The 22,023-nt window shown below is 69.0% G+C and carries 20 protein-coding genes; 12 read left to right on the top strand and 8 right to left on the bottom strand.

Annotation, left to right across the window (positions count from 1 at the left end):
- The first annotated feature begins 3 nt into the window (after window positions 1-3).
- The 12 genes from AC07RV_RS28060 to AC07RV_RS28115 all read left to right on the top strand — a co-directional run bounded on the left by AC07RV_RS28060 (window position 4) and on the right by AC07RV_RS28115 (window position 12,980).
- Entirely contained in the window at window positions 4-1,011 is a 1,008-nt protein-coding gene (locus tag AC07RV_RS28060; protein WP_296776136.1) for a Bug family tripartite tricarboxylate transporter substrate binding protein, read from the top strand.
- A 1-nt stretch (window position 1,012) separates the two neighbouring features.
- On the top strand, window positions 1,013-2,263 hold the full coding sequence (locus AC07RV_RS28065; RefSeq protein WP_296776133.1) for a CaiB/BaiF CoA transferase family protein: 1,251 nt from the start codon (window positions 1,013-1,015) through the stop codon (window positions 2,261-2,263).
- Window positions 2,260-3,423 (top strand): acyl-CoA dehydrogenase family protein, encoded by a 1,164-nt coding sequence (locus tag AC07RV_RS28070; protein ID WP_296776130.1) that lies wholly within the window; start codon window positions 2,260-2,262, stop codon window positions 3,421-3,423. Before AC07RV_RS28065 ends, AC07RV_RS28070 begins: the two co-directional genes overlap by 4 nt.
- A gap of 28 nt (window positions 3,424-3,451) precedes the next feature.
- Window positions 3,452-4,477 (top strand): acyl-CoA dehydrogenase family protein, encoded by a 1,026-nt coding sequence (locus AC07RV_RS28075; RefSeq protein WP_296776127.1) that lies wholly within the window; start codon window positions 3,452-3,454, stop codon window positions 4,475-4,477.
- 26 nt (window positions 4,478-4,503) lie between these two features.
- On the top strand, window positions 4,504-5,301 hold the full coding sequence (locus tag AC07RV_RS28080) for a crotonase/enoyl-CoA hydratase family protein (protein ID WP_296776122.1): 798 nt from the start codon (window positions 4,504-4,506) through the stop codon (window positions 5,299-5,301).
- Between the two features lie 58 nt (window positions 5,302-5,359).
- Window positions 5,360-6,199: an AraC family transcriptional regulator gene (locus tag AC07RV_RS28085; protein ID WP_296776119.1), complete on the top strand. Its 840-nt coding sequence runs from the start codon at window positions 5,360-5,362 to the stop codon at window positions 6,197-6,199.
- Window positions 6,200-6,288: 89 nt separating this feature from the next.
- A complete protein-coding gene (locus tag AC07RV_RS28090; RefSeq protein WP_093339574.1) occupies window positions 6,289-7,185 on the top strand; it encodes a DMT family transporter in 897 nt (298 codons plus the stop codon).
- 24 nt (window positions 7,186-7,209) lie between these two features.
- The gene (locus tag AC07RV_RS28095; RefSeq protein ID WP_296776113.1) at window positions 7,210-7,935 is read left to right on the top strand and encodes an alanyl-tRNA editing protein; all 726 of its coding nucleotides are present in this window, start codon (window positions 7,210-7,212) and stop codon (window positions 7,933-7,935) included.
- Window positions 7,936-7,942: 7 nt separating this feature from the next.
- Window positions 7,943-9,079 (top strand): acetylornithine deacetylase, encoded by a 1,137-nt coding sequence (gene argE, locus AC07RV_RS28100; protein WP_296776110.1) that lies wholly within the window; start codon window positions 7,943-7,945, stop codon window positions 9,077-9,079.
- 55 nt (window positions 9,080-9,134) lie between these two features.
- Complete coding sequence (locus tag AC07RV_RS28105; RefSeq protein WP_296776107.1) at window positions 9,135-9,785, top strand: DNA-3-methyladenine glycosylase I; 651 nt, start codon at window positions 9,135-9,137, stop codon at window positions 9,783-9,785.
- A gap of 219 nt (window positions 9,786-10,004) precedes the next feature.
- Entirely contained in the window at window positions 10,005-11,774 is a 1,770-nt protein-coding gene (locus AC07RV_RS28110) for an Ig-like domain-containing domain (RefSeq protein ID WP_296776103.1), read from the top strand.
- A 108-nt stretch (window positions 11,775-11,882) separates the two neighbouring features.
- Entirely contained in the window at window positions 11,883-12,980 is a 1,098-nt protein-coding gene (locus AC07RV_RS28115; RefSeq protein ID WP_444813771.1) for a hypothetical protein, read from the top strand.
- Window positions 12,981-13,049: 69 nt separating this feature from the next.
- Here AC07RV_RS28115 and AC07RV_RS28120 read toward each other — a convergent pair whose 3' ends face one another.
- The 8 genes from AC07RV_RS28120 to AC07RV_RS28155 form a co-directional block, all read right to left on the bottom strand.
- Window positions 13,050-14,828: a tannase/feruloyl esterase family alpha/beta hydrolase gene (locus tag AC07RV_RS28120; RefSeq protein ID WP_296776097.1), complete on the bottom strand. Its 1,779-nt coding sequence runs from the start codon at window positions 14,826-14,828 to the stop codon at window positions 13,050-13,052.
- 137 nt (window positions 14,829-14,965) lie between these two features.
- On the bottom strand, window positions 14,966-15,868 hold the full coding sequence (locus tag AC07RV_RS28125) for an SDR family NAD(P)-dependent oxidoreductase (protein ID WP_296776094.1): 903 nt from the start codon (window positions 15,866-15,868) through the stop codon (window positions 14,966-14,968).
- A 38-nt stretch (window positions 15,869-15,906) separates the two neighbouring features.
- Entirely contained in the window at window positions 15,907-16,848 is a 942-nt protein-coding gene (gene kce / locus AC07RV_RS28130; RefSeq protein ID WP_296776091.1) for a 3,5-dioxohexanoate:acetyl-CoA acetone transferase, read from the bottom strand.
- A gap of 38 nt (window positions 16,849-16,886) precedes the next feature.
- Entirely contained in the window at window positions 16,887-17,606 is a 720-nt protein-coding gene (locus AC07RV_RS28135) for an ABC transporter ATP-binding protein (RefSeq protein ID WP_296776088.1), read from the bottom strand.
- Window positions 17,603-18,358 carry an ABC transporter ATP-binding protein gene (locus AC07RV_RS28140; protein WP_296776086.1) on the bottom strand — a complete coding sequence of 252 codons (756 nt, stop codon included), beginning with the start codon at window positions 18,356-18,358 and terminating at the stop codon, window positions 17,603-17,605. The genes AC07RV_RS28135 and AC07RV_RS28140 overlap by 4 nt, the downstream gene beginning before the upstream one ends.
- Window positions 18,355-19,647, bottom strand: coding sequence for a branched-chain amino acid ABC transporter permease (locus AC07RV_RS28145; protein ID WP_296776082.1), 1,293 nt, complete (start codon window positions 19,645-19,647; stop codon window positions 18,355-18,357). Before AC07RV_RS28145 ends, AC07RV_RS28140 begins: the two co-directional genes overlap by 4 nt.
- 17 nt (window positions 19,648-19,664) lie before the next feature.
- On the bottom strand, window positions 19,665-20,606 hold the full coding sequence (locus AC07RV_RS28150; RefSeq protein WP_208509039.1) for a branched-chain amino acid ABC transporter permease: 942 nt from the start codon (window positions 20,604-20,606) through the stop codon (window positions 19,665-19,667).
- Window positions 20,607-20,722: 116 nt separating this feature from the next.
- Window positions 20,723-21,988 carry a branched-chain amino acid ABC transporter substrate-binding protein gene (locus tag AC07RV_RS28155; protein ID WP_296776078.1) on the bottom strand — a complete coding sequence of 422 codons (1,266 nt, stop codon included), beginning with the start codon at window positions 21,986-21,988 and terminating at the stop codon, window positions 20,723-20,725.
- Window positions 21,989-22,023: the final 35 nt, after the last annotated feature.

The following is a 22,023-nucleotide window of genomic DNA, read 5'->3' on the forward strand; positions in this document are numbered from 1 at the left end:
CCCATGACCACCACACCACGCAAGACCCGCGGCACGCGCCGCCGCGCCTTTGGCATCGCGCCCGCGCTGCTGCTCGGATGGGGCCTGCTGGGCAGCGCCGCCCCGGCCGCCGCGCAGGACTTCCCGTCGAAGCCGATCAAGTTCGTCGTGCCCTTCCCGCCGGGCAGCGGCACCGACACCTCGGCGCGCTACTTCGCGCGCAAGCTCAACGAACTCACGGGCCAGCCCGTGGTGGTCGAGAACAAGCCCGGCGCCAACGGCTTCATCGCCGTGAAGGCCGTGCTCGCGGCGCCGGCCGACGGCTACACCGTGTTCGTGGGCAGCAACTCCACGCTCGCGGTCAACGTCGCGCTGTTCAAGCAACTGCCGTACGACCCCGTGGCCGACCTCGCACCGCTCACGATGATGATGCGTTCGCCCGCGCTGGTCGTGGTGCCCGGCAACTCCGAATACAAGACACTGCCGGCGCTGATCGCGGGCGCCAAGGCCAGGCCCGGCGTGCTCAACTACGGCGCGGGCTCGGCCGGCTACCAGCTGATGTCGGAACTGTTCAACGACGCCGCCAGGGTGCAGACCGCGCACGTGCCCTTCAAGGGCGCGGCGGAGGCCGTGATCGCGGTGGTCTCGGGCACGGTGAACTTCGCCTTCGCCGAGATCACCAGCGTGCAGGAGCTCGCGCGCTCGGGCAAGGTGCATGCGCTGGCCGTGGCCTCCGACCGGCGCGTGCCCGCGCTGCCCGAGGTGCCCACGGCGGCCGAGGCCGGCCTGCCGGGCTTCACGGCCTACACCTGGGTGGCCGGCATGGTGTCGGCCAAGACACCCAGGGCCGAGACCGAGAAGCTCGCCGCGCTGCTCACGAAGATCGAGAAGATGCCCGAGACGCGCGAGTTCTACGAGCGCATCGGCGCCGAGGTGATGCAGGGCGGCCCCGAGGAGATGCGCAATTTCCAGAACGCCGAGATCCAGCTCTGGAAGCGCATCGCGGTGACGGCCCGTGTCGAGCAGCAGTGAGATGAAGAAGCCCGCTGCCGATGCGCCCGTGCCCGGCGCGCTCTCGCACATCCGCGTGCTCGATCTCTCGCGCGTGTTGGCCGGTCCCTGGGCCAGCCAGACGCTGGGCGACCTGGGCGCGGAAGTCATCAAGGTCGAGCGTCCCGGCCGCGGCGACGACACCCGCCTGTGGGGCCCGCCCTTCCTCAAGGACCGCGAGGGCGCCGACACGCGCGACTCGGCCTACTACCTGTGCGCCAACCGCAACAAGAAGTCGGTGGCCATCGACTTCACCGCCGCTGCCGGCCAGGCGTTGGTGCGCGATCTCGCCAAGCGCTGCGACGTGCTGATCGAGAACTTCAAGGTCGGCAGTCTCGCGCAGTACGGCCTCGACCATGCCTCGCTGCTCGCGCTCAATCCGCGGCTGGTGTATTGCTCGATCACCGGCTTCGGCCAGACCGGCCCCTATGCCGAGCGCGCCGGCTACGACTTCCTGATGCAGGGCATGGGCGGCCTCATGAGCATCACCGGCCGCGCCGACGGCGAGGAGGGCGCCGGCCCGGTCAAGGTGGGCGTGGCGCTGACCGACATCCTCACCGGCCTGTATGCGAGCACCGCCATCCTGGCCGCGCTGCAGTCGCGCGACCTCAGCGGCGTGGGCCAGCACATCGACCTCGCGCTGCTCGACGTGCAGGTGGCCTGCCTCGCCAACCAGGGCATGAACCACCTGTACGGCGGACAGCCGAAGCGCATGGGCAACGCGCATCCCAACACCGTGCCGTACCAGGACTTTCCCACGGCCGACGGCCACATGATCCTGGCCATCGGCAACGACGGCCAGTTCGCGAGCTTCTGCCGCGCCGTCGGCCAGGCCGGGTGGGCGAGCGATGCGCGCTTCGCCACCAATGCCGACCGCATCGCGAACCGCATCGCGCTGATCGCGCTGATGCGCGAGATCACGGCCACGCGCGGCACCGCCGAATGGATCGCGCTGTTCGAGCGCGTGGGCGTGCCCTGCGGCCCCATCAACACCATCGCCGACGTGTTCGAGGACCCGCAGGTGAAGGCGCGCGGCACGCAGATCCGCATGGCGCATCCGGTGGCGGGCGAGATCCCGCTGGTGGCCAGTCCGCTGCGGCTGTCGCAGACCCCCGTGCAGTACCGGCGCGCGCCGCCCACGCTCGGGCAGGACACGCGCGAAGTGCTGGGCGATCTGATGGGCCTGTCGGCGCAGCAGATCGGCGACCTGACGAACCAAGGAGTGATTGCATGAGTGGAGCCCTGAGCTCGCTGTCGATGACGGCGATCCCGCCCGAGGACGAGGCGCTGCGCGCGCCCGTGCGGGCCTTCCTGGCCGAGGCGTTGAAGGACGTGCCGGCGCCAGTGCGCGCGCGCTCCTGGTCGGGCTACGACGGCGCCTTCAGCCGCGCGCTCGGCGCCAGGGGCTGGCTCGGCATCACCTTGCCGACCGAATACGGCGGCGGTGGCCGCAGCGCCTTCGCGCGCTACGTGCTGGTGGAGGAGTTCCTCAACTCTGGCGCGCCCGTCGGTTCGCACTGGATCGCCGACCGCCAGAGCGGCCCGCTGATCCTCAAGTACGGCACCGAGGCGCAGAAGCGCTTCCACCTGCCGCGCATCTGCCGCGGCGAATCCTTCTTCTGCATCGGCATGAGCGAGCCCAACGCCGGCTCCGACCTCGCGAGCGTGCGCACGCGCGCCGTGAAGGGCGCCGACGGCTGGACGCTCAACGGCCAGAAGATCTGGACCACCAATGCGCATCACTGCCAGTACATGATCGCGCTGGTGCGCACCTCGGGCGAGCCCGAGGACCGGCACAAGGGGCTGTCGCAGCTCATCGTCGACCTCTCGCTGCCCGGCGTCACCGTGCGGCCGATCGAGGACCTCTCGGGCGACTCGCATTTCTGCGAGGTCTTCTTCGACAACGTGCGGCTGCCCGCCGATGCGCTCATCGGCGCGGAGGGCCACGGTTGGGAGCAGGTCACGGCCGAGCTGGCCTTCGAGCGCAGCGGCCCCGAGCGCCTGTTCTCGAGCATCGTGCTGTTCGACGAGTGGCTGGCCTTCGTGCGCACCGAGGCCGGCCGCACGCCATCGGCCGTGCGGCTCGCGGGCCGCATCATGGGCCAGCTCGCGCCGCTGCGCGCCATGTCGCTCGCCGTCACCCGGAAGGTGGCCGAGGGCGGCAGCCCGGTGGTCGAGGCCGCGCTGGTCAAGGACCTGGGCACCGGCGTCGAGCAGCTGATACCGGCCGCCATCGCCGACGACCTCCACGGCCGCGCCGAGGGCACGCCCGTGCCGCTCGAGCTGCTGCTCACCCTCGAATACGTGACCCAGGTCGCGCCCTCGTTCTCGCTGCGTGGCGGCACGCGCGACATCCTGCGCGGAATGATCGCGCGCGGCCTCGGCCTGCGCTGAGCCCGCGGCGCCCACAAGGAAGCAAAACATGGAAGACATCTACGCCGACGCCCTGCGCGGGCTGCTCGAGGACTGCTGCACCCTGCGCCATGTGCGCGAGATCGAGGCCGGCGGCCCGGCGGGCGCGTTGTGGGAAGCGATCGAAGGCTCGGGCTTCGCCAATGCGCTGCTGCCCGAATCGGTGGACGACGGCGCGGGCCTCACGCTGGCCGACGCCTTCGCGCTGCTCGAACTCTGCGGCCGCTTCGCCGTGCCCGTGCCGCTGGCCGAGACCATGACCGCGCGCGCCCTGCTCGCGCAGGCCGGCGTGCGGCGCCCCGGCGGCAGCATCGCGCTGGCCGCGGGCCGTCTCGACGCCGATGGCGCGCTGAGTTGCGAGCGCGTGGTCTTCGGCCGCGTTGCCGACTGGGTGCTGGCGCAGGTCGAAGGCGCGCCGTCGCGCTGTCTGCTGCTGCCCGTCGATGCGGCCGAGGCCACGCCGGCCGTCGCGCCGCTCGATGCCGGCCTGCGCTGGCCGGCCGATGCGCTCGCCGCCGCGCCTTCCTTCGAGGGCGGCGAGGCCCTGCGCCTGCATCAGGCACGGCTGCTCGCGGCCCAGCTCGCGGGCGCGCTGTCGGCCGTGTTCGAACGCACGCTGCAGTACGCCAACGAGCGCCAGCAGTTCGGCCGCGCCATCGGCAAGTTCCAGGCCATCCAGCACCAGCTCAGCGTGATGGCCGAGCATGTGTTCGCCGCGCGCATGGCCGCGCAGATGGGCTGCACCGCGGGCGATGCGCCAACGCTCGCACCCGACGCGCTGCGCGTGGCCGTCGCCAAGGCACGCACCAGCGAGGCCGCGCTCGAGGTCGCGGCCCTGAGCCATTCCATCCACGGCGCCATCGGCTTCACGGCCGAGTTCGACCTGCAGGTCTACACGCGCCGCCTGCATGCCTGGCGCCAGGCGGCCGGTGCCGAATCGCACTGGCACGACCTCATCGGCACCTTGCTCGTCGACGGCCGCTTCGAGCGCTCGCTCGACCTGCTGCGCGCCGCCACCGATCCCGTCGCGGCCTGACCGCCCTTATCTGGAGACATCACCCCATGGACAGCTTCCTCCAATCCCGGCGCGATGGCGCCATCCTCGTGCTCACCATGAGCCAGCCGCAGACGCGCAATGCGCTCACCGGCAACAGCGCGGTCGAGGAGATCGTGCAGGCCTGCGCGCAGGTCACGCGCGACCGCGGCATCCGCGTCGTCGTGCTGACCGGCGCCGACCCCGTCTTCAGCTCGGGCGGCAATGTCAAGGACATGCAGCGCTACGAGAAGGAGGGCCTCTCGCCCGAGGTCATCCGCGAGGAGTACCGCAACGGCATCCAGCGCCTGCCCAAGGCGCTCTACAACCTCGACGTGCCCGTGATCGCCGCCGTCAACGGCCCCGCGGTCGGTGCCGGCCTCGACCTCGCGTGCATGTGCGACATGCGCGTCGCCTCCGAGAAGGCCACCTTCGCCGAGAGCTTCGTCAAGGTCGGCATCGTGCCGGGCGACGGCGGCGCCTGGCTGCTGCCGCGCGTGGTCGGCATGTCGAAGGCCTCGGAAATGGCCTTCACCGGCGATGCCCTCGACGCGCAGGAAGCGCTGGCCTGCGGCCTCGTCTCGCGCGTGGTGCCGCACGAGCGATTGATGGAAGAGAGCCTCAAGCTCGCCGCGCGCGTGGCCGCCAACCCCGGCGGCGTGCTGCGCATGACCAAGCGGCTGCTGCGGGAGGGCGAGCGCAGCACGCTCGAATCGCTGCTGGAGCTGTCGGCGGGCTACCAGGCCATTGCGCACATGACGAGCGATCACCGGGAGGCGGTGCGGGCGTTCATCGAGAAGCGCAAGCCGGTGTTCGGGAACGATTGAGCCGGCGACCCGGTGGCGTATCGACTTTCGCCGCCGGAGATGATCGAATGCCATCCCGATGGCCAAGCTCGATCCGCTGAACACCTCGCGCTACTGGCATGCTCCCGACCTGCCGGGCATGGACCTGCTGCACGCGGACTTCAGGACTCACGAGTACGCGCCACATGTGCACTACTCCTTCGTGATCGCGGTCACCGAGGCCGGCGGTTCGGAGTTCACGAGCCGGGGCCGCACCGGCATCGCGCAGCCGCGCTCGCTGCTGGTCTTCAATCCGGCCGAGCCGCATTCGGGGCGCATGGCGGGCAGCGAGCGCTGGCGCTATCGCTCCTTCTATCTGGCCGATGCGGGCATCAGGCACCTGATGAACTCGCTGGGTCTGGACCAGACTCGCTACTTCGCATCGAACACGCTCGATGATCCGCAACTCGTCGACAGCTTCCTCGCGCTGCACCGGGCCTTCGACGGCGACGGCCTGCCCGGTGATTCGCTGCGCCGGCAGGAGTTGTTCGTGCAGGGCTTCGGCACCCTGTTCGAGCGCCATGCCCTTGCCGGGCAGCGCGCGCTGCCGATGCCCGGAGGTGCAGGCGTGCTCGCGCCGGTGCTCGAACTGCTCCACGACGCCTATGCCGAGAACCTGAACCTCGAGCAGATGGCGGCCGTCGTCGACCTCACGCCGTTCCAGCTGATCGGCGCCTTCAACCGCACGATCGGCCTCACGCCCCATGCGTACCTCACGCAGTTGCGGATCCGGGCCGCCATCGGCCATCTCGCGGCGGGCCGGCCGCTGACCGACGCGGCGATCGCGAGCGGCTTCTATGACCAGAGCGCGCTCACGCGGCACTTCAAGCGCACTTTCGGTATGACGCCGTTGCAGTACGTGCGCGCCCGCAAGGGCTGAGCGCTTCCCGCAATTTTCGCCAATACGCCGGCGCGAACGCCGGCCAGGATGCGTGCCACGGCTTCGGCCTTTACGCCACGGCACGCTCCATGACCACGACCCTCGCGCTTCCCGCCGCCACGCGCGGCCAGTTCCTCTCCTTTGCCGCGCTGCTGTTCGGCGCGGCCGCGCTGGCGCTGGGCGGCGTGTTCCTACGCCACAGCGAGCTGCAGCCCACGGCCAGCGCGGTCTACCGCGTGGCGCTCGCGATCCCGGTCTTCTTCCTGCTCGATGCACTGGCGGCGCGCGCCGAACCGGCGCCCCGGGCCGTGGCGGCGTTTCCGGTCAAGCTGGTGCTCGTCGGCTTCATCTTCTCGGGCAACCTCGCGCTCTACCACTGGTCGATGACCCTGACCACGCTGGCCAATGCGAACCTGCTCGCGAACCTTGCGCCGATCTTCGTGGTGCTCGGGGCGCGGCTCTTCCTCGGCAAGAAATTCAGGCGCGGCTTTCTCGCCGGCATGCTGTGCGCGCTGGCCGGCGCCTTCCTCCTGATCGGCCACCGGCTCGACTTCGGCTCGGGCCGCATGGCCGGCAACCTGCTGGGCCTGTTGTCGGCGGTGTTCTATGGCAGCTACCTGCTCGCGGTCAGCCTCGTGCGCTCCAACCACCGCACCATGAGCGTGATGGCCTGGAGCAGCCTCGGCACGCTGGTCGTGCTGTTGCCGGTCGCGTTGCTGCGCGGCGAATCGCTGCTGCCGCACACGCTGCATGGCGTGCTGATGCTGCTCGCACTGGCGCTGGTGTCGCACGTGGGCGGGCAGGGCCTGATCGCCTATGCGCTGGCCAAGCTGCCCGCGGCGCTGTCCTCGATCACGCTGCTGGTGCAGCCCGTGATCGCGACGGTGCTCGGTGGCTGGCTGTTCCACGAGTACCTGAGCCTCACCGAGTTCGCCGGCGGCGCGATCATCCTGATCGGCATCGTGACCGCGCGGCGATTTTCCTAGTCCCTCTGTCAGACCGAAGATCCGATGTCACCCTATCTTTGCCATCTAGCCCCCGATTGCCTGCGCTTCGAAGCCGGCGTGATCGCGCGCCGCCCCAACGCCGTGCTGCTCGACCGCTCGTATTTCTATCCGGGCGGTGGCGGGCAGCTGAGCGATCGCGGCACGTTGCAATGGAAGGGCGGCGAATTGCGCGTGGAGCGCATCGAGACCGAAGGCGCCAACGCCTGGCACTGCCTCGCCGAGGGCGAGACCGCGCCCGAGTCCGGCGAGCGTGTCGTTGCGAACGTCGACTCCGCGTTCCGCTTCCTGATGAGCCAGCTGCACACGGGCCTGCACATCCTCAATGCGCTGGTCTACCAGCGCTTCGAGGGTTCGCTGGTGACCGGCGTGCAGATGGCAGCCGACGGCACGGCCCGCATCGACTTCGACCTGCCCGCGGCCGACAACAACGCGTTGCGCGCGCTCGAACCCGAACTCAACGCGCTGATCGGCGACGGCCTGCAGGTCAACGTGCTGTACCTCGACGCGGCCGCACTCGCACGCGAGCCCGGCCTGCTGCGCAGCCGCTCGGTCGCGCCGCCGCGCCAGGACGACGGCATGACGCGCATCATCGAGATCGCGGGCCTCGACCGGCAGGCCTGCGGCGGTACCCACCTGACGAAGACCTCGCAGTCGGCGCCGATGCGCATCCTCAAGATCGAGAACAAGGGGCAGCACAACCGGCGCATCCGCATCGGCCTGGCCGCCTAGGGCCGGCATGACGACGGTCGAGATCCTGCGCGCGCTGGTCGCCTTCGACACCACCTCGCAGCGCTCCAACCTCGACCTGATCGACTGGGTGGCCGATTACCTCGCGGCCCACGGCGCGGATGTGCACCTCGTGCGCAGCGACGAAGGCCGCAAGGCCAACCTGCTCGCGCGCATCGGTCCCGATGCGGAGGGCGGCATGGTGTTGTCGGGGCACAGCGACGTGGTGCCGGTGGCGGGACAGTCGTGGCGCTCCGAGCCCTTCGCGCTGGTCGAGCGCGAGGGCCGCTTCCATGGCCGTGGTGCGGCGGACATGAAGGGCTTCATCGCGGCCTGCCTGTCGGCCGTGCCCGCATGGCAGCGCGACAGGTTGAAGCGCCCGATCCATCTCGCGTTCTCGTACGACGAGGAGATCGGCTGCCTCGGCGTGCCGCGCCTCGTCGACAGCCTCAAGGCGCGCGTGCAGGCGCCCGCGCTCGCGATCGTCGGCGAGCCCACCGGCATGCGCATCGGCGTGCGGCACCGCGGCTTCTTCGGCCATCGCGCGCTGTTCAGCGGGCTGGCCGCGCATTCGAGCGATCCCTCGCTCGGCGCCAGCGCGATCGAACCCGCGGCGCATCTGGTCACGCGTCTGGCGCGGCTGCGCCGCAGCCTCGATCGGCAAGGGCAGCGGGCCACGCTCAATGTCGGGCGCATCGATGGCGGCAGCGCGATCAACATCGTGCCCGGTTGCTGCGAGGTGCTGTGGGAATTCCGCCCCGAGGACGAAGCCGCGGCCGAGCGCGTGCGCACTGCGGTGCACCGCATCCTCGCGGCCCTGCCCGCGGGCGTGAAGGTCGAGGCCGAGCAGGTCGCGGGCGTGCCCGCGTTGTCGGCGCGGGGCAACGAGCCAGCGGTCTCGATCGCGCGCACGCTCGGCGCGCTGTGGCCCGAAGCCGAATTGCCCTTCGGCACCGAGGCGGGCTTCTTCCAGCAGGCCGGCATTCCGACGGTGGTGTGCGGGCCGGGCTTCATCGCGCAGGCGCATCAGCCCGACGAATGGATCGCGGCGGACCAGTTGCGCGCGGCCGATGGCTTCATGGCCTCGGTGGGGGCGTGGGCGATGCGCGACGTGGCCGGGCGGTTGCACGCGAGCCGGCGTGAATAGAAAGACCGGAACCGGCGAGGCACGCGCGAGCGCACTTCGCGAGAATGCCACCCCCATGGACCTCGCACCCGATGCCTCTCCCGCCGCCGACGACGGCCTGATCCAGTCCGCCGACGGCCAGCGCCATTGCGCCTGGCACCCGCAGATGCCCGACTACCACGCCCACGAATGGGGCCGCCCGGTCGGCGACGACCGCGCGCTGTTCGAGAAGATCTGCCTCGAGGGCTTCCAGTCGGGCATGGCCTGGATCACCATCCTGCGCAAGCGCGAGGCCTTCCGCGCGGCCTTCGCCAACTTCGAGATCGACGAGGTGGCGGCCTTCGGCGAGAAGGACATCGAGCGCTTGATGGCCGATGCCGGCATCGTGCGCAACCGCGCGAAGATCGTCTCGGCGATCAACAACGCGAAGCGCGCGCAGGAACTGATCGCCGAGGCCGGCTCGCTGGGGGCATGGTTCTGGCGCTTCGAGCCCGCGCCGAAGGATCGGCCGGCCGTGGTCGACATCGCCTACTACCGCGCCAACCCGACCACGCCGGCGTCGCAGCGCATGTCAAAGGAATTGAAGCAGCGCGGCTGGACCTATGTCGGCCCGACCACGCTCTATGCGCTCATGCAGGCGATGGGGCTGGTCAACGACCACATCGAGGGTTGCGCTTGCCGCGCGGCGGTGGAGGCGGCACGCGAGCGCTTCAAGCCGCCGGGCTGAATCGCGCGTCGACCCGGACCTCGCCGCCCGAGCGACGTCAATCCGGGTTTGCCGCTTGGCCGCCATTTGGTTGTTTATTGCAAACATGCGGCTTGCAATAGATAAGAAAAATCCGCTGATCTGCACACATCGGATTAGTGACATGGACTTACGCGATTACCATTCGCGACGCGCTCCGGAGAGGGAGGCGCGGTTTTCGAATTAAAAAGAGGAGCCTTCATGTTGAAGAAGTCATTGGCGATCGCCTGCGTGGCGACGTTGCTTTCTGCCTGCGGCGGTGGTGGTGGCGGAGGCGGCGGGGCTTTCCCGCCATTCCCGGCACCTGCACCGGCACCTTCCCCGGCACCCGCGCCCGCACCGGCGCCTGCGGCCGACACGACACCGCCAAGCGTCGTGGCCTTCAATCCCACGGCCAGCACCGACGTTCCCCGCAATACCGAGATTTCGGCCACCTTGAGCGAAGCTCTGCTGGCAACGACGGTGACCGACAGCAATCTGCGCATTACCCGTTTGGGGGTTGCAGTTCCGGGCTCGTTGAATTACGACGCCACGAAAAACAAGATTTCCTTCGCTCCGACGAAGGCGCTGGATCTGCTGGCCAATTACACGGTGACGGCGGGGACGGGCCTGAAGGACCTGGCGGGCAACAGCCTGGCCGCGGAGAAGTCCTGGTCGTTTCGGACGGCCGATGGGAGTTGGGACGCCCCGCATGAGCTTGAAGCGGCGACGACCAACCCTGGCAATCTCGTTGCGGTCCAGGATGGTCAAGGAAATACGGTGGCGATCTGGGCTAGCCAGGTCGCAGGTGCTTTCCAGATCCGCACTGCGGTGCAGAACGCGAGTGGTGATTGGGGTGATTCCAGCAGATTGAGCACGCCCGGAAATTACCAGGCCCTGGTTCCGCAGATCCGCTTCGACAGCCAAGGCAATGGCTTGGCCATCTGGATGCAATTGGATCAAACAGGCGCTGAGGTGTGGTCATCACGCTTCGTGAAAGGAACCGGATGGCAAGCGCCGATACGACTGGACCGCACTCGCAACACAGGCTTTGGCGCGTCGCTCGCGATCGACACCGAAGGAAATGCCTTTGCTGTCTGGGGCAAGGGGGAAACGGAATACGGCAATTCGGATATCTGGGCCTCCCGCTTCACGCCGGCCGGCGGTTGGCAGGCACCGGTCAGAGTGGGCAGTTCGGCCAACATCGGCATCTACGATCAGGCCGAGCAGCCGCAGGTGGCCGTGGATGCCGCAGGCAATGCCTATGTGCTGTGGGTTCAAAGGGCCAGCGAATCGCCGGTCTGGGTCGCGCGCTATCAAGTCGGCAGCGGCTGGCAGCCTGCGGTTTCGCTGGGTGCTGCTCGACGGGGCGATCCCTACGCTCCGAGGCTCGCCGTTTCCGGCTCGGGTCAGGTGATGGCGCTGTGGAACGCTTTTGTTCCCTCGGGCACGTGGTATCGCTTCGACCTGTGGTGGAGCGCTCTCGCAACACCGGGCGGCAGTTGGACTTCGCCGGCCCTGCTGGAGAACGACGATGTGGGCGATGCCATGAATCAGGTGCTGACAGTCGACGGTGCGGGCAACTTCCATGCAATCTGGCAGCAGCAAGACGTTTCCAACTACCGCAGCGATCTCGTTCATCGCCGGTATACGCCCGGCGTGGGTTGGGAGGCGACCACGACCGTCAGTACGGCGAATGGCACCTATTTTCAGAATCGCTTCCCCAGCCTGGTGGCAGACCGCAATGGCAACTTGATGGCGCTGTGGGGCGTTTACAAATCGGGTAGCGGCGGAGCAGAGGAGGGCACGTTCGCCAGGCGCTACGTGGCCGGTGAAGGATGGCGCGCCACCGTTCGCGTAGGCGCCACGGGAGCCGCAGCAGCGGCAACCACCTCGCTGGATGTGCAAGCGGATGGCTCCATTGCAGCGACCTGGATGGAGCCTGTGGAAAACCGTGGCAACGGGCCGATATTTGCGGCTCGGTTCAAGTAACAAGCGCCCGTCCTGACGCTTCCCGAAGCGCGTTCGCGGAGCTGTCTGTCTGACGCGCAGTGCGTCCCTCGGGGTTGATGCGACCCCGGGGATGCCCCCCAAAGCACTTTGCAAAACAACCAAGAGGAGAAGAGGATGAGGAACAACACGTACCGCGCGCTAGGCATCGCGCTGCTTGCCACGTTGACCGCATGTGGAGGCGGCGGCGGTGGTGGAGGAGGCGGCGGTTTCCCGATCGCGCCGATCGCGGTCACGCCGCCACCGGCAGCCAATCCCGACCCGGTGCCCCAGGATCCCGTTCTGCCGGCCCTGTCGCTGGACTTCGAGCTGCTGACCAACGAATTCGATCCGGTGAAGCTGCTCGCCGCGCTGAATGCGGAAGGAAGCAAGGGATTCCGCTGGGTCACCTCGCCCAACTTCAAGAACGACCCGAGGCATGTGCTGTCGAAGGACACCAAGGCGACGGACAAATACATCTACGAATTCCTGGATGTGGGGCTGTCGCAGGACGACTACCTCACGCAGATCAATGCCAGGGGCGCCCATGGCTTCAAGCTGCTCAACGACGGGGCGGTGGTGCGCAACAGCGCGGTGAGCGCCTGGTACAGCTACACGCTGGAAACGAGCTTGCGAAGGAACAATTCCAATACCGATCCCAACAACGATCCGGTGAGCCTGGATGGCTTCCTGGCGCAGCTCAACGCGAAGGGCGCGCAGGGCAATCGATACGTCGGGCAAGTGCATTTCGCACCGCTGCCGGACGGCCGCTTCAACATCCAGAGCGTGTATGAGAATGCCGGCAACGGTGCCTTCCAGTACGAGATGCTGCCGAGGGCTGGAAAGGACGCCGACTTCATCGCGCAGTTGAATGCGCAGGGCGCGAGGGGATACAGGTTCAACTTCATCGCCTTCCTGAAGAGCGGCGAGGCGAAGGCCTTCTACGTGAAGGACAAGGCGCAGACGCCGAAATTCACCTACTGGATCGTCGATCGCCCCGCCGATGCGTCGGCATTCCTGGCCCAGTTGAAGGACAACGCGAGCCGCGGCAGGGCTTTCTTCATCGACAACTACGCCTCGGGGACCGACAGGGTCACGGGCCCGGGTTCGTCGGAGCCGGTGCAGAAGGTCATCTACTCTGCTTCCGCGCAATGCCAGGGCGTTCTTTGCGGCGACCTGTATGCGTTCTCGATCATGAGCATCTACTGAAGCCGACCACCGCTTCCACGCAGAAATGGCCCGACATCGGGCCATTTCCTTTTGGGGAGCCTCAGCGCCTCAGTTCACGCACTGGAACGACCCCGCCAGATTGACGTCCCCCGACCCCTTGTACTGCGGCCACTTCGGGTAATCGCACAGCGGCCGCGTGCGCCCCGGCACGCCGGCGGTGTCGGTCGTGACCTGGTTGCTCGGCGCCGTGCCCTTCTCGACCCAGCCCTCGAGCGCCGTCAGCGAGTCCCAGGTGGCATTGAACACGCTGCTGACCGCATGGCCCAGGCCCGCGACCTCGTAGTAGCGCACGAAGCCGTCGACCTCCGACGGGCCCCAGCGCGACTGCAGGCGCTGGTAGTACTGCTCGGTGGCGCGCGTGCTCACCAGCACGTCGGCGAGGCCGTGCGCGAGCAGCAGCTTGCCGCCGCGCGCCTTGAAGGCCGAGATGTCGGTGCTGGCGTCGAGCTGGGTGCTCAGCGCGCTGATGCGGCTGGCCCACGGGCCCGGGTCCTCGGGGTCGAGCGAGAGCGAATCGAAACTCGCGTCCCGCGTCACCGAGTACTTGATCCACTGGTCGGTCAGCACGCTGATGTAGGGCGCGTTGGCCGGCATCGGCCGCGTGGGCTGCGCGCTGCCGAAGGCCAGGAAAGTCACGGTGGGCTCGAGCGGCGAGGTCCAGGTGCTGATGCCGGGATCGGCGCCCCAGATGTTGTAGCCCGGGTACTGGGTCTCGCCGCTGGCCAGCGCGAAGCGGAAGTTGGTCGCGGTGTTGATGCTCTTCATGGCCGCGATCTGCGCATCCGACAGGCAGCTGTTGCCGGTGTCGGCGCCGCCCGCGCAGCGCACGGGCGCGCCCTTGAGCATGGCAGTCGTTGGATCGAAGCGCGCGTTGCACAGGGTCTGATTGCTGATCAGGCGGTCGGCCACGCCGTCGAGCGCGTCGCAGGTCTCCATGGCGGCGTTGTAGAGCAGCTCGCGCTTGGCGGCATTGGGATAGGCACCGGGCTGCGCCAGCGCGCGGCTCATGCGGTGGCCGCCGAGCAGCGCGGCGGCGTCATTCCAGGCCGGGTACCAGGCGATCGCGCCGTCCCAGTCGGCGGGCCAGCGCTGGATGGCGGTGACGGCCTCGCGCCCGCCGGTGGAGCCACCCGCGAAGTACGACTTCGAGGGGCCGGCCGCGTAGCGTGCCTGGACGATCGCGAGCGCCGCGTCGTGCGTCTTCTTGAGCGCATCGCCACCGAAGTTGCGCACGGCCTCGTCGCTGAGGCCGAAGCGGCCGTCCTGCGAGCCGAGCGCATTGGCCTGGTGGCCCGAGTCGCTCGCGAAGGTGGCATAGCCGCGGGCCAGCGGCACGGGCTGGTCGACCGGGCCGTTGGGCACGTTGCCCTTGACGCTGGGAATGCTGCCGTTGAAGCCGCCGCCGCCGAACATCACGACCTTGCGGTTCCAGCTCGTGGGCAGGGCCACGGTGAAGCGGATGTCGGGCGCGCTGGCGTCGACCGGCGAGATCTTGCCCGAGACCTCGCAGTACTCGGGCAGCGCGGCCACGCCGGTGCCGGCGGCCGGCACGGTCTTGGTGGCCGTGACGGTGGCGCCCGAGGTCGGCAGGCCGATGGCCGCGGCCGGCACGCTCAAGCCCGGCAGCTGCTCGCAGCTCAGCGCGGTGCTCGATGGCGGCGGAGCGGGGGGTGGGGGCGGTGGGGGTGGCGGCGCGGGCGGCGGGTTGCCCGAGATGGGCAGCAGGAAGCCGTTGCCGCCACCGCCGCCGCCGCAGCCCACGAGCGTGGCGCTGACGGCGATGCAGGCGGCGACGGCCAGGACGATGTCGCGATGGCTGGATGTCATGGGTCTCCGATGTCGTTGGTTTTGGGACGCGGCACAGTCTCTCGCGCGCGGGTCCTGAATCCAATGTGCGGGCCGGACACAGCAGGCCGCGTTCCTGTGTGCGCGGCCCATGCCGCGTAAACCCTGAGAGGCGGCCCTCAGTGCGGCAGCGGCACCTCGAAGCCGGCCTTCGAGAGCTCCCACTGGTACTGCTCGAAGCCCGTGCCCGGCACGCGCTCGTCGCTGCGGTCGCGGATCTCGTCCATGCGCGCCGCGACCTCGGCCGCGGTGTAGTCGCTGCCGTCGATGAAGATGCCGCGCGTCATCGTGAGGTTGGCGCTCTCGAAGCTGCCCGCGCCCGCGAGCAGGATGGTGCGCGTGGGCGCGTCCTCGCCCACCAGCGCGACCAGGCCGGGGCTCACGTAGTCGGGCTGCAGCCGCGCCAGCGCCTCGGGCGGCAGCACGCCCTCGGTCATGGCGGTGGCGGCGGTGGGCGCGAGGCAGTTCACGCGGATGTCCTGCCGCTCGCCCTCGAGCGCGAGGGTCTGCATCAGCCCGACCAGCGCCATCTTGGCCGCGCTGTAGTTCGACTGGCCGAAGTTGCCGTACAGGCCCGAGGAGGAGGTGGTCATCACGATGCGGCCGTAGCGCTGCGCGCGCATGGTCTCCCAAACGGCTTTCACGGCGTGCACGCTGCCCATCAGGTGCACGTCCATCACGCGGCGGAAGTCCTCGAGCGTCATCTTCGAGAAGCTCCTGTCGCGCAGCACGCCGGCGTTGTTGACGAGGATGTCGATGCGGCCCCATTCGGCGAGGGCGCGCGCGGCCATCGCCTCCATGGCCGCGAAGTCGGTGACGTCGCCGCCGTCCGCGATGGCGCTGCCGCCCGCGCGCACGATCTCGTCGGCCACGGCGCGGCCCGGCGATCCTTCGTGCGCGCCGGCCACGTCGTTGACCACCACGCGCGCGCCATGGCGCGCGAGCGCCAGCGCATGGGCGCGGCCCAGGCCGCTGCCCGCGCCGGTGACGATGGCCACGCGGCCGTCCAGTGTCTTGTTCATTGCTGTTCCCGATGAATGAAGAAAAAAGGGGGCGGGGCTCAGAACGCGACCGCGTCCCGGCCCTTGAGGCCCAGCATCGCGCGCGCCTCGTCGGGGCTCGCGATCTCGAGCGAGAGCTCCTCGAGGATCCGGCGGATCTTGCGCACCTGCTCGGCGCAGGACTTCGCAAGCTGGCCGCGGGCGATGTAGAGGCTGTCCTCGAGGCCCACGCGCACGTTGCCGCCCATCACCGCGCCCATGGTCAAAAGCGGCATCTGGTGCCGGCCCGCGCCGAGGATCGAGAAGCGGTAGCCGTCGCGACCGAACAGCCGGTCGGCGGTGGCGCGCATGGTCACGAGGTTCTCGGGATCGGGCCCGAGGCCGCCGAGGATGCCGTAGATGCTCTGGATGAACAGCGGGCCCTTGACGAGGCCCTCGTCGACGAAGTGCGCGAGGTTGTAGAGATGGCCGACGTCGTAGCACTCGAACTCGAAGCGCGTGCCGCAGTCCTCGCCGAGCACCTGCAGGATGTGCTTGATGTCGCGGAAGGTGTTGCGGAAGATCAGGTCCTCCATGCCCTCGACATAGGGCTGCTCCCAGTCGTGCTTCCATTCGGCGATGCGCCGCGCCGCCGTGTGGATAGAGAAGTTCATCGAGCCCATGTTGAGCGAGCACATCTCGGGCTTGGCCTGCAGCGGGTAGGCCAGCCGCTCGGCCAGCGTCATGCGCGTGCTGCCGCCGGTGGTGATGTTGATCACCGCGTCGGTGGCGGCCTTGATGCGCGGCACGAACTGGTCGAAGACCTTGGGGTCGGCCGAGGGGCGGCCATCGACCGGATCGCGCGCATGCAGGTGGAGGATCGCCGCGCCGGCCTCGGCGGCTTCGATTGCCTGCTCGGCGATCTGGTCGGGCGTGAGCGGCAGGTGCTCGGACATGCTCGGCGTATGGACCGAGCCGGTGACCGCGCAGGAAATGATGACCTTGTCTTGGGTGCTTGCCATGGGATGTGTGGAAGAGATGAAGGATGGGGGGTGCCGCGTCAGACCGCGAGCCACTCCGAGACGAGTTGCTGGTCGGCCTTGAGCGCCTGCGGCGTGCCCTCGAACACGATGCGGCCGTGGCCCATCACGCAGACCCGGGTCGAGACCTTGAGCGCGATCGCGAGCTTCTGCTCGACCAGCACCACCGACAGCCCCTTGCGGTGCATGTCGACGATGCATTCGCCGACCTGCGCCACGATCTTGGGCGCGAGGCCCTCGGTGGGTTCGTCGATCAGCATCAGGAGCGGATTGCCCAGCAGCGAGCGGCACATGGTCAGCATCTGCTGCTCGCCACCCGACATGCTGCCGGCCTTGGTGTTGCGGCGCTCCTTGAGGCGCGGGAAGTAGTCGAACATCTGCTCGACGGTCCAGCGGTGCGCGCCGGGCACGGCGCGCTGCTCGCCCATGCGCAGGTTCTCGTCGACCGTGAGGTTGGCGAACACCTCGCGCTCCTCGGGCACGTAGCCGATGCCGGAGCGACACACGGCATAGGGCCGCGCGCCGGCCAGCTCGCGCTCGCGCAGCCGGATGCTGCCCGCGGATGGCGGCACCAGGCCCATGATGGCCTTCATGGTGGTGGAGCGGCCCGAGCCGTTGCGCCCGAGCAGGCTGATGACCTCGTTGCGCCCCACGCGCAGGTCGACGCCGTGCAGCACGTGGCTCTTGCCGTAGTGGACGTGGAGGTCCTCGACGCTCAGCAGCGTGTCGGTCGTGCTCATGCCGCCACCTCCTCGCCGAGGTAGGCCTCTTTCACGCTGGCATTGGCGCGGATCTCCTGTGGCGTGCCGGTGGCGATCACCTGGCCGTAGACCAGCACGCTGATGCGGTCGCTCAGCGAGAACACCACGTCCATGTCATGCTCCACGATCATCAGCGCACGGCCCTTCGTGACCTCGCGGATCAGCTCGGCCGTGTAGTGCGTCTCCTCGGTCGACATGCCGGCCATCGGCTCGTCGAGCAGGATCACCTTCGGGTCGGAGGCCAAGGTCATCGCGATCTCGAGCGAGCGCTGTTCCGAATAGGCCATCTCGCCCGCGATCGTCGCGGCGCGAGCCTGCAGGCGCACCAGCTCGAGCAGCCGCCCGGTCTCCTCGCGGATGGCGTGGTCGCGGTCGATGAAGCGCCAGAAGACGTACTGCAGCCCATGGCGGCGCATGACCGCGAGGCGGATGTTCTCGAACACGGTGAGCTTGGGAAAGATGTTGGTGATCTGGAACGAGCGCGCGAGCCCGAGCCGGTTGATGGCCTGCGGCGTGCGCCCGGCGATCGACTGGCCGTCGAAGTGGATGCTGCCGGCCGTGGGCGCGAGCTGGCCCGAGATCAGGTGGAACAGCGTGGACTTGCCCGCGCCGTTGGGGCCGATCAGCGCATGGCGCTCTGCCCCCAGCAGGTCGAGGTCGACGCCGCGCATGATCTCGGTGGGGCCGAAGGACTTGCGCAGGCCGCGGATGCTCAGGATCGGATCGTTCATGCGGCGCCTCCGGTGCGCTCGGTGAGGGGCGCGGCCTGCGCCGCGAGGGGAGCGTCGGCTTCGCGCTGGGCCAGGGTTCGCAGCCGTTGCCGCGCGAAGCGCGCGAGCAGCCCGCCGACCGCGAGCAGCGCGATCGGCACGGCCCAGGTCGCGAACGACAGCGGCAGCCAGGCGCGGCCCAGGAACGGGATCGGCGGCCAGCCGCCACCCGGTTGCAGGTTGGCGAGCGAGCGGTAGTCCTGCGAGAAGCAGCGCTGCAGCATCTCGATCGCGAAGGCGCCGCCGAAGCTCAGCAGCAGTGCCGCGCCGATCGACAGCGCCGCCACCGGCAGCAGCCGGGCCAGGCCAAAGCGCTGGCGCAGCCGCGCGGTGGTGCCCACCAGGCCCGCGAGGCCGGCCGGCATGAACATCATCACCAGCACGAACAGGATGCCCTGGTAGAGCAGCCACGAGCGCGTGAGGTCCGACACGGCGTAGCCGAAGAAGGTCATGAGCGCGGCGCCCAGCGCCGGGCCGAGGAACACCTGCACGCCGCCGATGTAGGTGTTGAGCACCACCGCGGCCGACAGCGCGGGATCGAACACCACGTAGTTCGCCGATTCGTTCGACACCACCTGCAGCCCGCCCGCGATGCCCGAGAACATGGCCGAGACCGCGAACACCAGCACGCCGAGGCCGTGCACGTTGTAGCCGAGGAAGCGCAGCCGGTGGCTGTTCTCGCGCAGGCCGCAGGTCAGCCGGCCCAGCGGCGTGCGGGTGTAGAGGTAGAGCAGCGCGAGCGACAGCAGCACCCAGCCCAGCGTGAGGTAGTAGACCTCGGTGGTCGAGCCGAAGCCGAAGCCCCAGGCCGGCATGCGCATGGTCGACACGCCGGCCTCGCCGCCGAACAGGCCCTTGAGGTGCGGCGCCAGCGAATGGATCAGCTCGGCGATGGCCAGTGTGATCATCGCGAAGTAGGTGCCGCTGCGCTGGGTGGCGAACCAGCCCGCGATGCCGCCGATGGCCAGGCCGCAGACCGCGCCCGCCAGCGGCATCAGCGGCGTGGGCAGCAGGCCGGCACCGCCGAGCGCGTTCATCGCGTGCACGGTGCCGAAGGCGCCGACGCCGAAGTAGGCCGCATGGCCGAAGGAGAGCATGCCGGCCTGGCCGCACAGCAGGTTGTAGGCGCTCGCGAACAGCGCGGCGATCAGCATCTGGATGGCTGCGTTGAGCAGCCCCTGCGACAGCAGGAAGGGCAGGGCCAGCAGCAGCGCGACGCCGGCGGCGAGCAAGGCGAGGGTGGTCTTCATCGTCTCGGCCCTCCCGCTCAGTTCTTCTCGCCCATCAGCCCGCTCGGCCGCACCAGCAGGATCAGCAGCATCAGCGCGAACGGGATGGTGGCCGACAGGCTCGAGAGCTTGAGCGTCATCAGCCCGCCGACGCCGCGCGCCCAGTCGCCCGCGCCGACCAGCGCGAACAGGTCGGCCAGGCTGCGGTCGATCCCCACGGCCAACGAGGTGATGACGCCGATCAGCAGCGAGGCCAGCATCGCGCCGCCCAGCGAGCCGAGGCCGCCGACCACCACCACCACGAACACCATCACGCCGAGCTCGAGCGCCATGTTGGGGTTGGTGGTGTAGAAGGCACCGGCCACCGCGCCCGCCAGGCCCGCGAGGCCGGCGCCGACGCCGAACACGCCCATGAACACCAGCGGCACGTTGTGGCCCAGCGCCTCGGCCATGCGCGGCTTGTAGATCGCCGAGCGCACCACGATGCCGACGCGGGTGCGCGTGAGCAGCAGGTAGATGGCCACGAACATCGCGATCGCGATGCCGCCCATCAGCAGGCGATAGGCCGGGTACTGCGCGCCGCCGATGGCGAAGGCCGGCACGTCGAGCGTGGGCGGGATGCGGTAGTCGACCGGGAAGTTGCCGAAGAACAGCTTGATGGTCTCGGCGATGATGAACGACAGGCCGAAGGTCAGCAGCAGCTCGTGCGCATGGCCGTGGTGGTGCACGCGGCGCAGGAAGAAGCGCTCGACCACCACGCCGATCAGGCCGACCAGGATCGGCGCGGCGATGACCGCGGCCCAGAAGCCGATGGTGCCCTGCAGCGTGTAGGCGAAGTAGGCGCCCAGCATGTAGAACGAGGCATGCGCGAAATTGAGCACGCCCATCATTCCGAAGATGAGCGTGAGGCCGGCCGACACCATGAACAGCAGCAGTCCGTAGACGATGCCGTTCATGAGCGAGACGATGAGCTGGTCCATGGGTGTCCTTGCGAGCAGCCGAGGCTGCGCCGGCGGGACGCGCGCGTCCCGCCGGGGAGGGGATTCGGGGAACGGGGCCGCGCGGCGCGGCCCCGGGGAGGGGAGCGCGCGGGCGCTCAGCCCGGGCGCTTCATCGCGCAGCTCGACTGCGCGGGCGTCGAGGCCTCCTCGGCCGTGAAGCGCTTCACCGGCTTGAAGCCCATGTCGGTGTCGTCGGCCTTGTAGCGCGCGTCCTTGGTCACGGTCGACACCACCATCGGCAGCAGCGCCTGGTGGTCGGCCGCGCGCATGCTCATCTCGCCCATCGGGGTCTTGATCTTCGCGGTCTCGATCGCGCGGGCCAGCGCGTTGACGTTGAGCGCGCCGTTCTCGGGCTTGGTGCGCTTGAGCGCATCGGCCACCATCGCCATGCCGAACACGGTCTGCGGCTCGATGAAGGCCGGCGCGTGGCCGGTCTTGGCCTTGTAGTCGGCGACGAAGCGCTCGCCCTCGGCACCGGCGGCCTCGGCGTTGAAGGTGTGGGCCACGAAATGGCCGACCGCGAGATCGCCCGCGTTCGCGATGTTGCCGGGCTGGTCGAGGAACACCGTGCCGAAGCGTACCTTGAGGCCGGCCGACTTCGAGGCCTTCATCAGCAGCAGCAGGTCGTTCGACCAGTTGCCCGTGAGCACCGAGTCGGCCTTGGCGGCGCTGATCTTCGCCACGTAGGGCGCGAAGTCCTGCACCTTGTTGACGTCGTGCAGCGTCTTCTCCACCACCTGGTAGCCGCCGGCCGATGCGTTGTCGACGATGGCGCGCTCCATGTCCTGGCCCCAGGAGTAGTTCTGGTTGATCGCATAGACGCGGGTGCCGAGCGCGTTGGCCTGCTTCATCGCGCTGACCAGCGCCTTGGTGCGGATCTGCGCGTCGCCGCTGAAGCGGAAGTGGTGGAAGTTGCACTTCTCGCCCGTGAGCTCCAGCGCCTCGGCACCCACGTTGATGTAGATCATCTCCTTGCCGGGATTGCGCAGGTTGTACTTGCGGATGTCCTCGGTGATCTGGCCGCCGATGGCCGAGGAGGCGCCCTGCACGATCAGCTGCACGCCATCGGCCGCGGCCGCCTTGAGCTTGTCGGCCGCGCCCGCGGGGCCGCCCTGGTTGTCGTACTCGAGCAGCTGCACCGGCTCGCCGTTCCAGCCGCCGGCCGCGTTGATCTGGTCGATGGCGAAGCGCACGGCCGTGCGATAGGCCTGGCCCGACGAGGCCTGCGGGCCCGACAGCGTCTCGAGCACGCCGATCTTCACGGGCGCGGCCGAAGCACCGGCTGACAGCAGGGCCAGCGAGCAGGCCAGGGCCGACGCGGCGGCGTTGAACGAGAGAGGGAAGGGGGCGGATGTGCGCATTGATGTCTCCATGCTTCTTGAAAAAAAGGGGTGGG

It is taken from the genome of Variovorax sp. GW821-FHT09B01 (assembly GCF_059418345.1).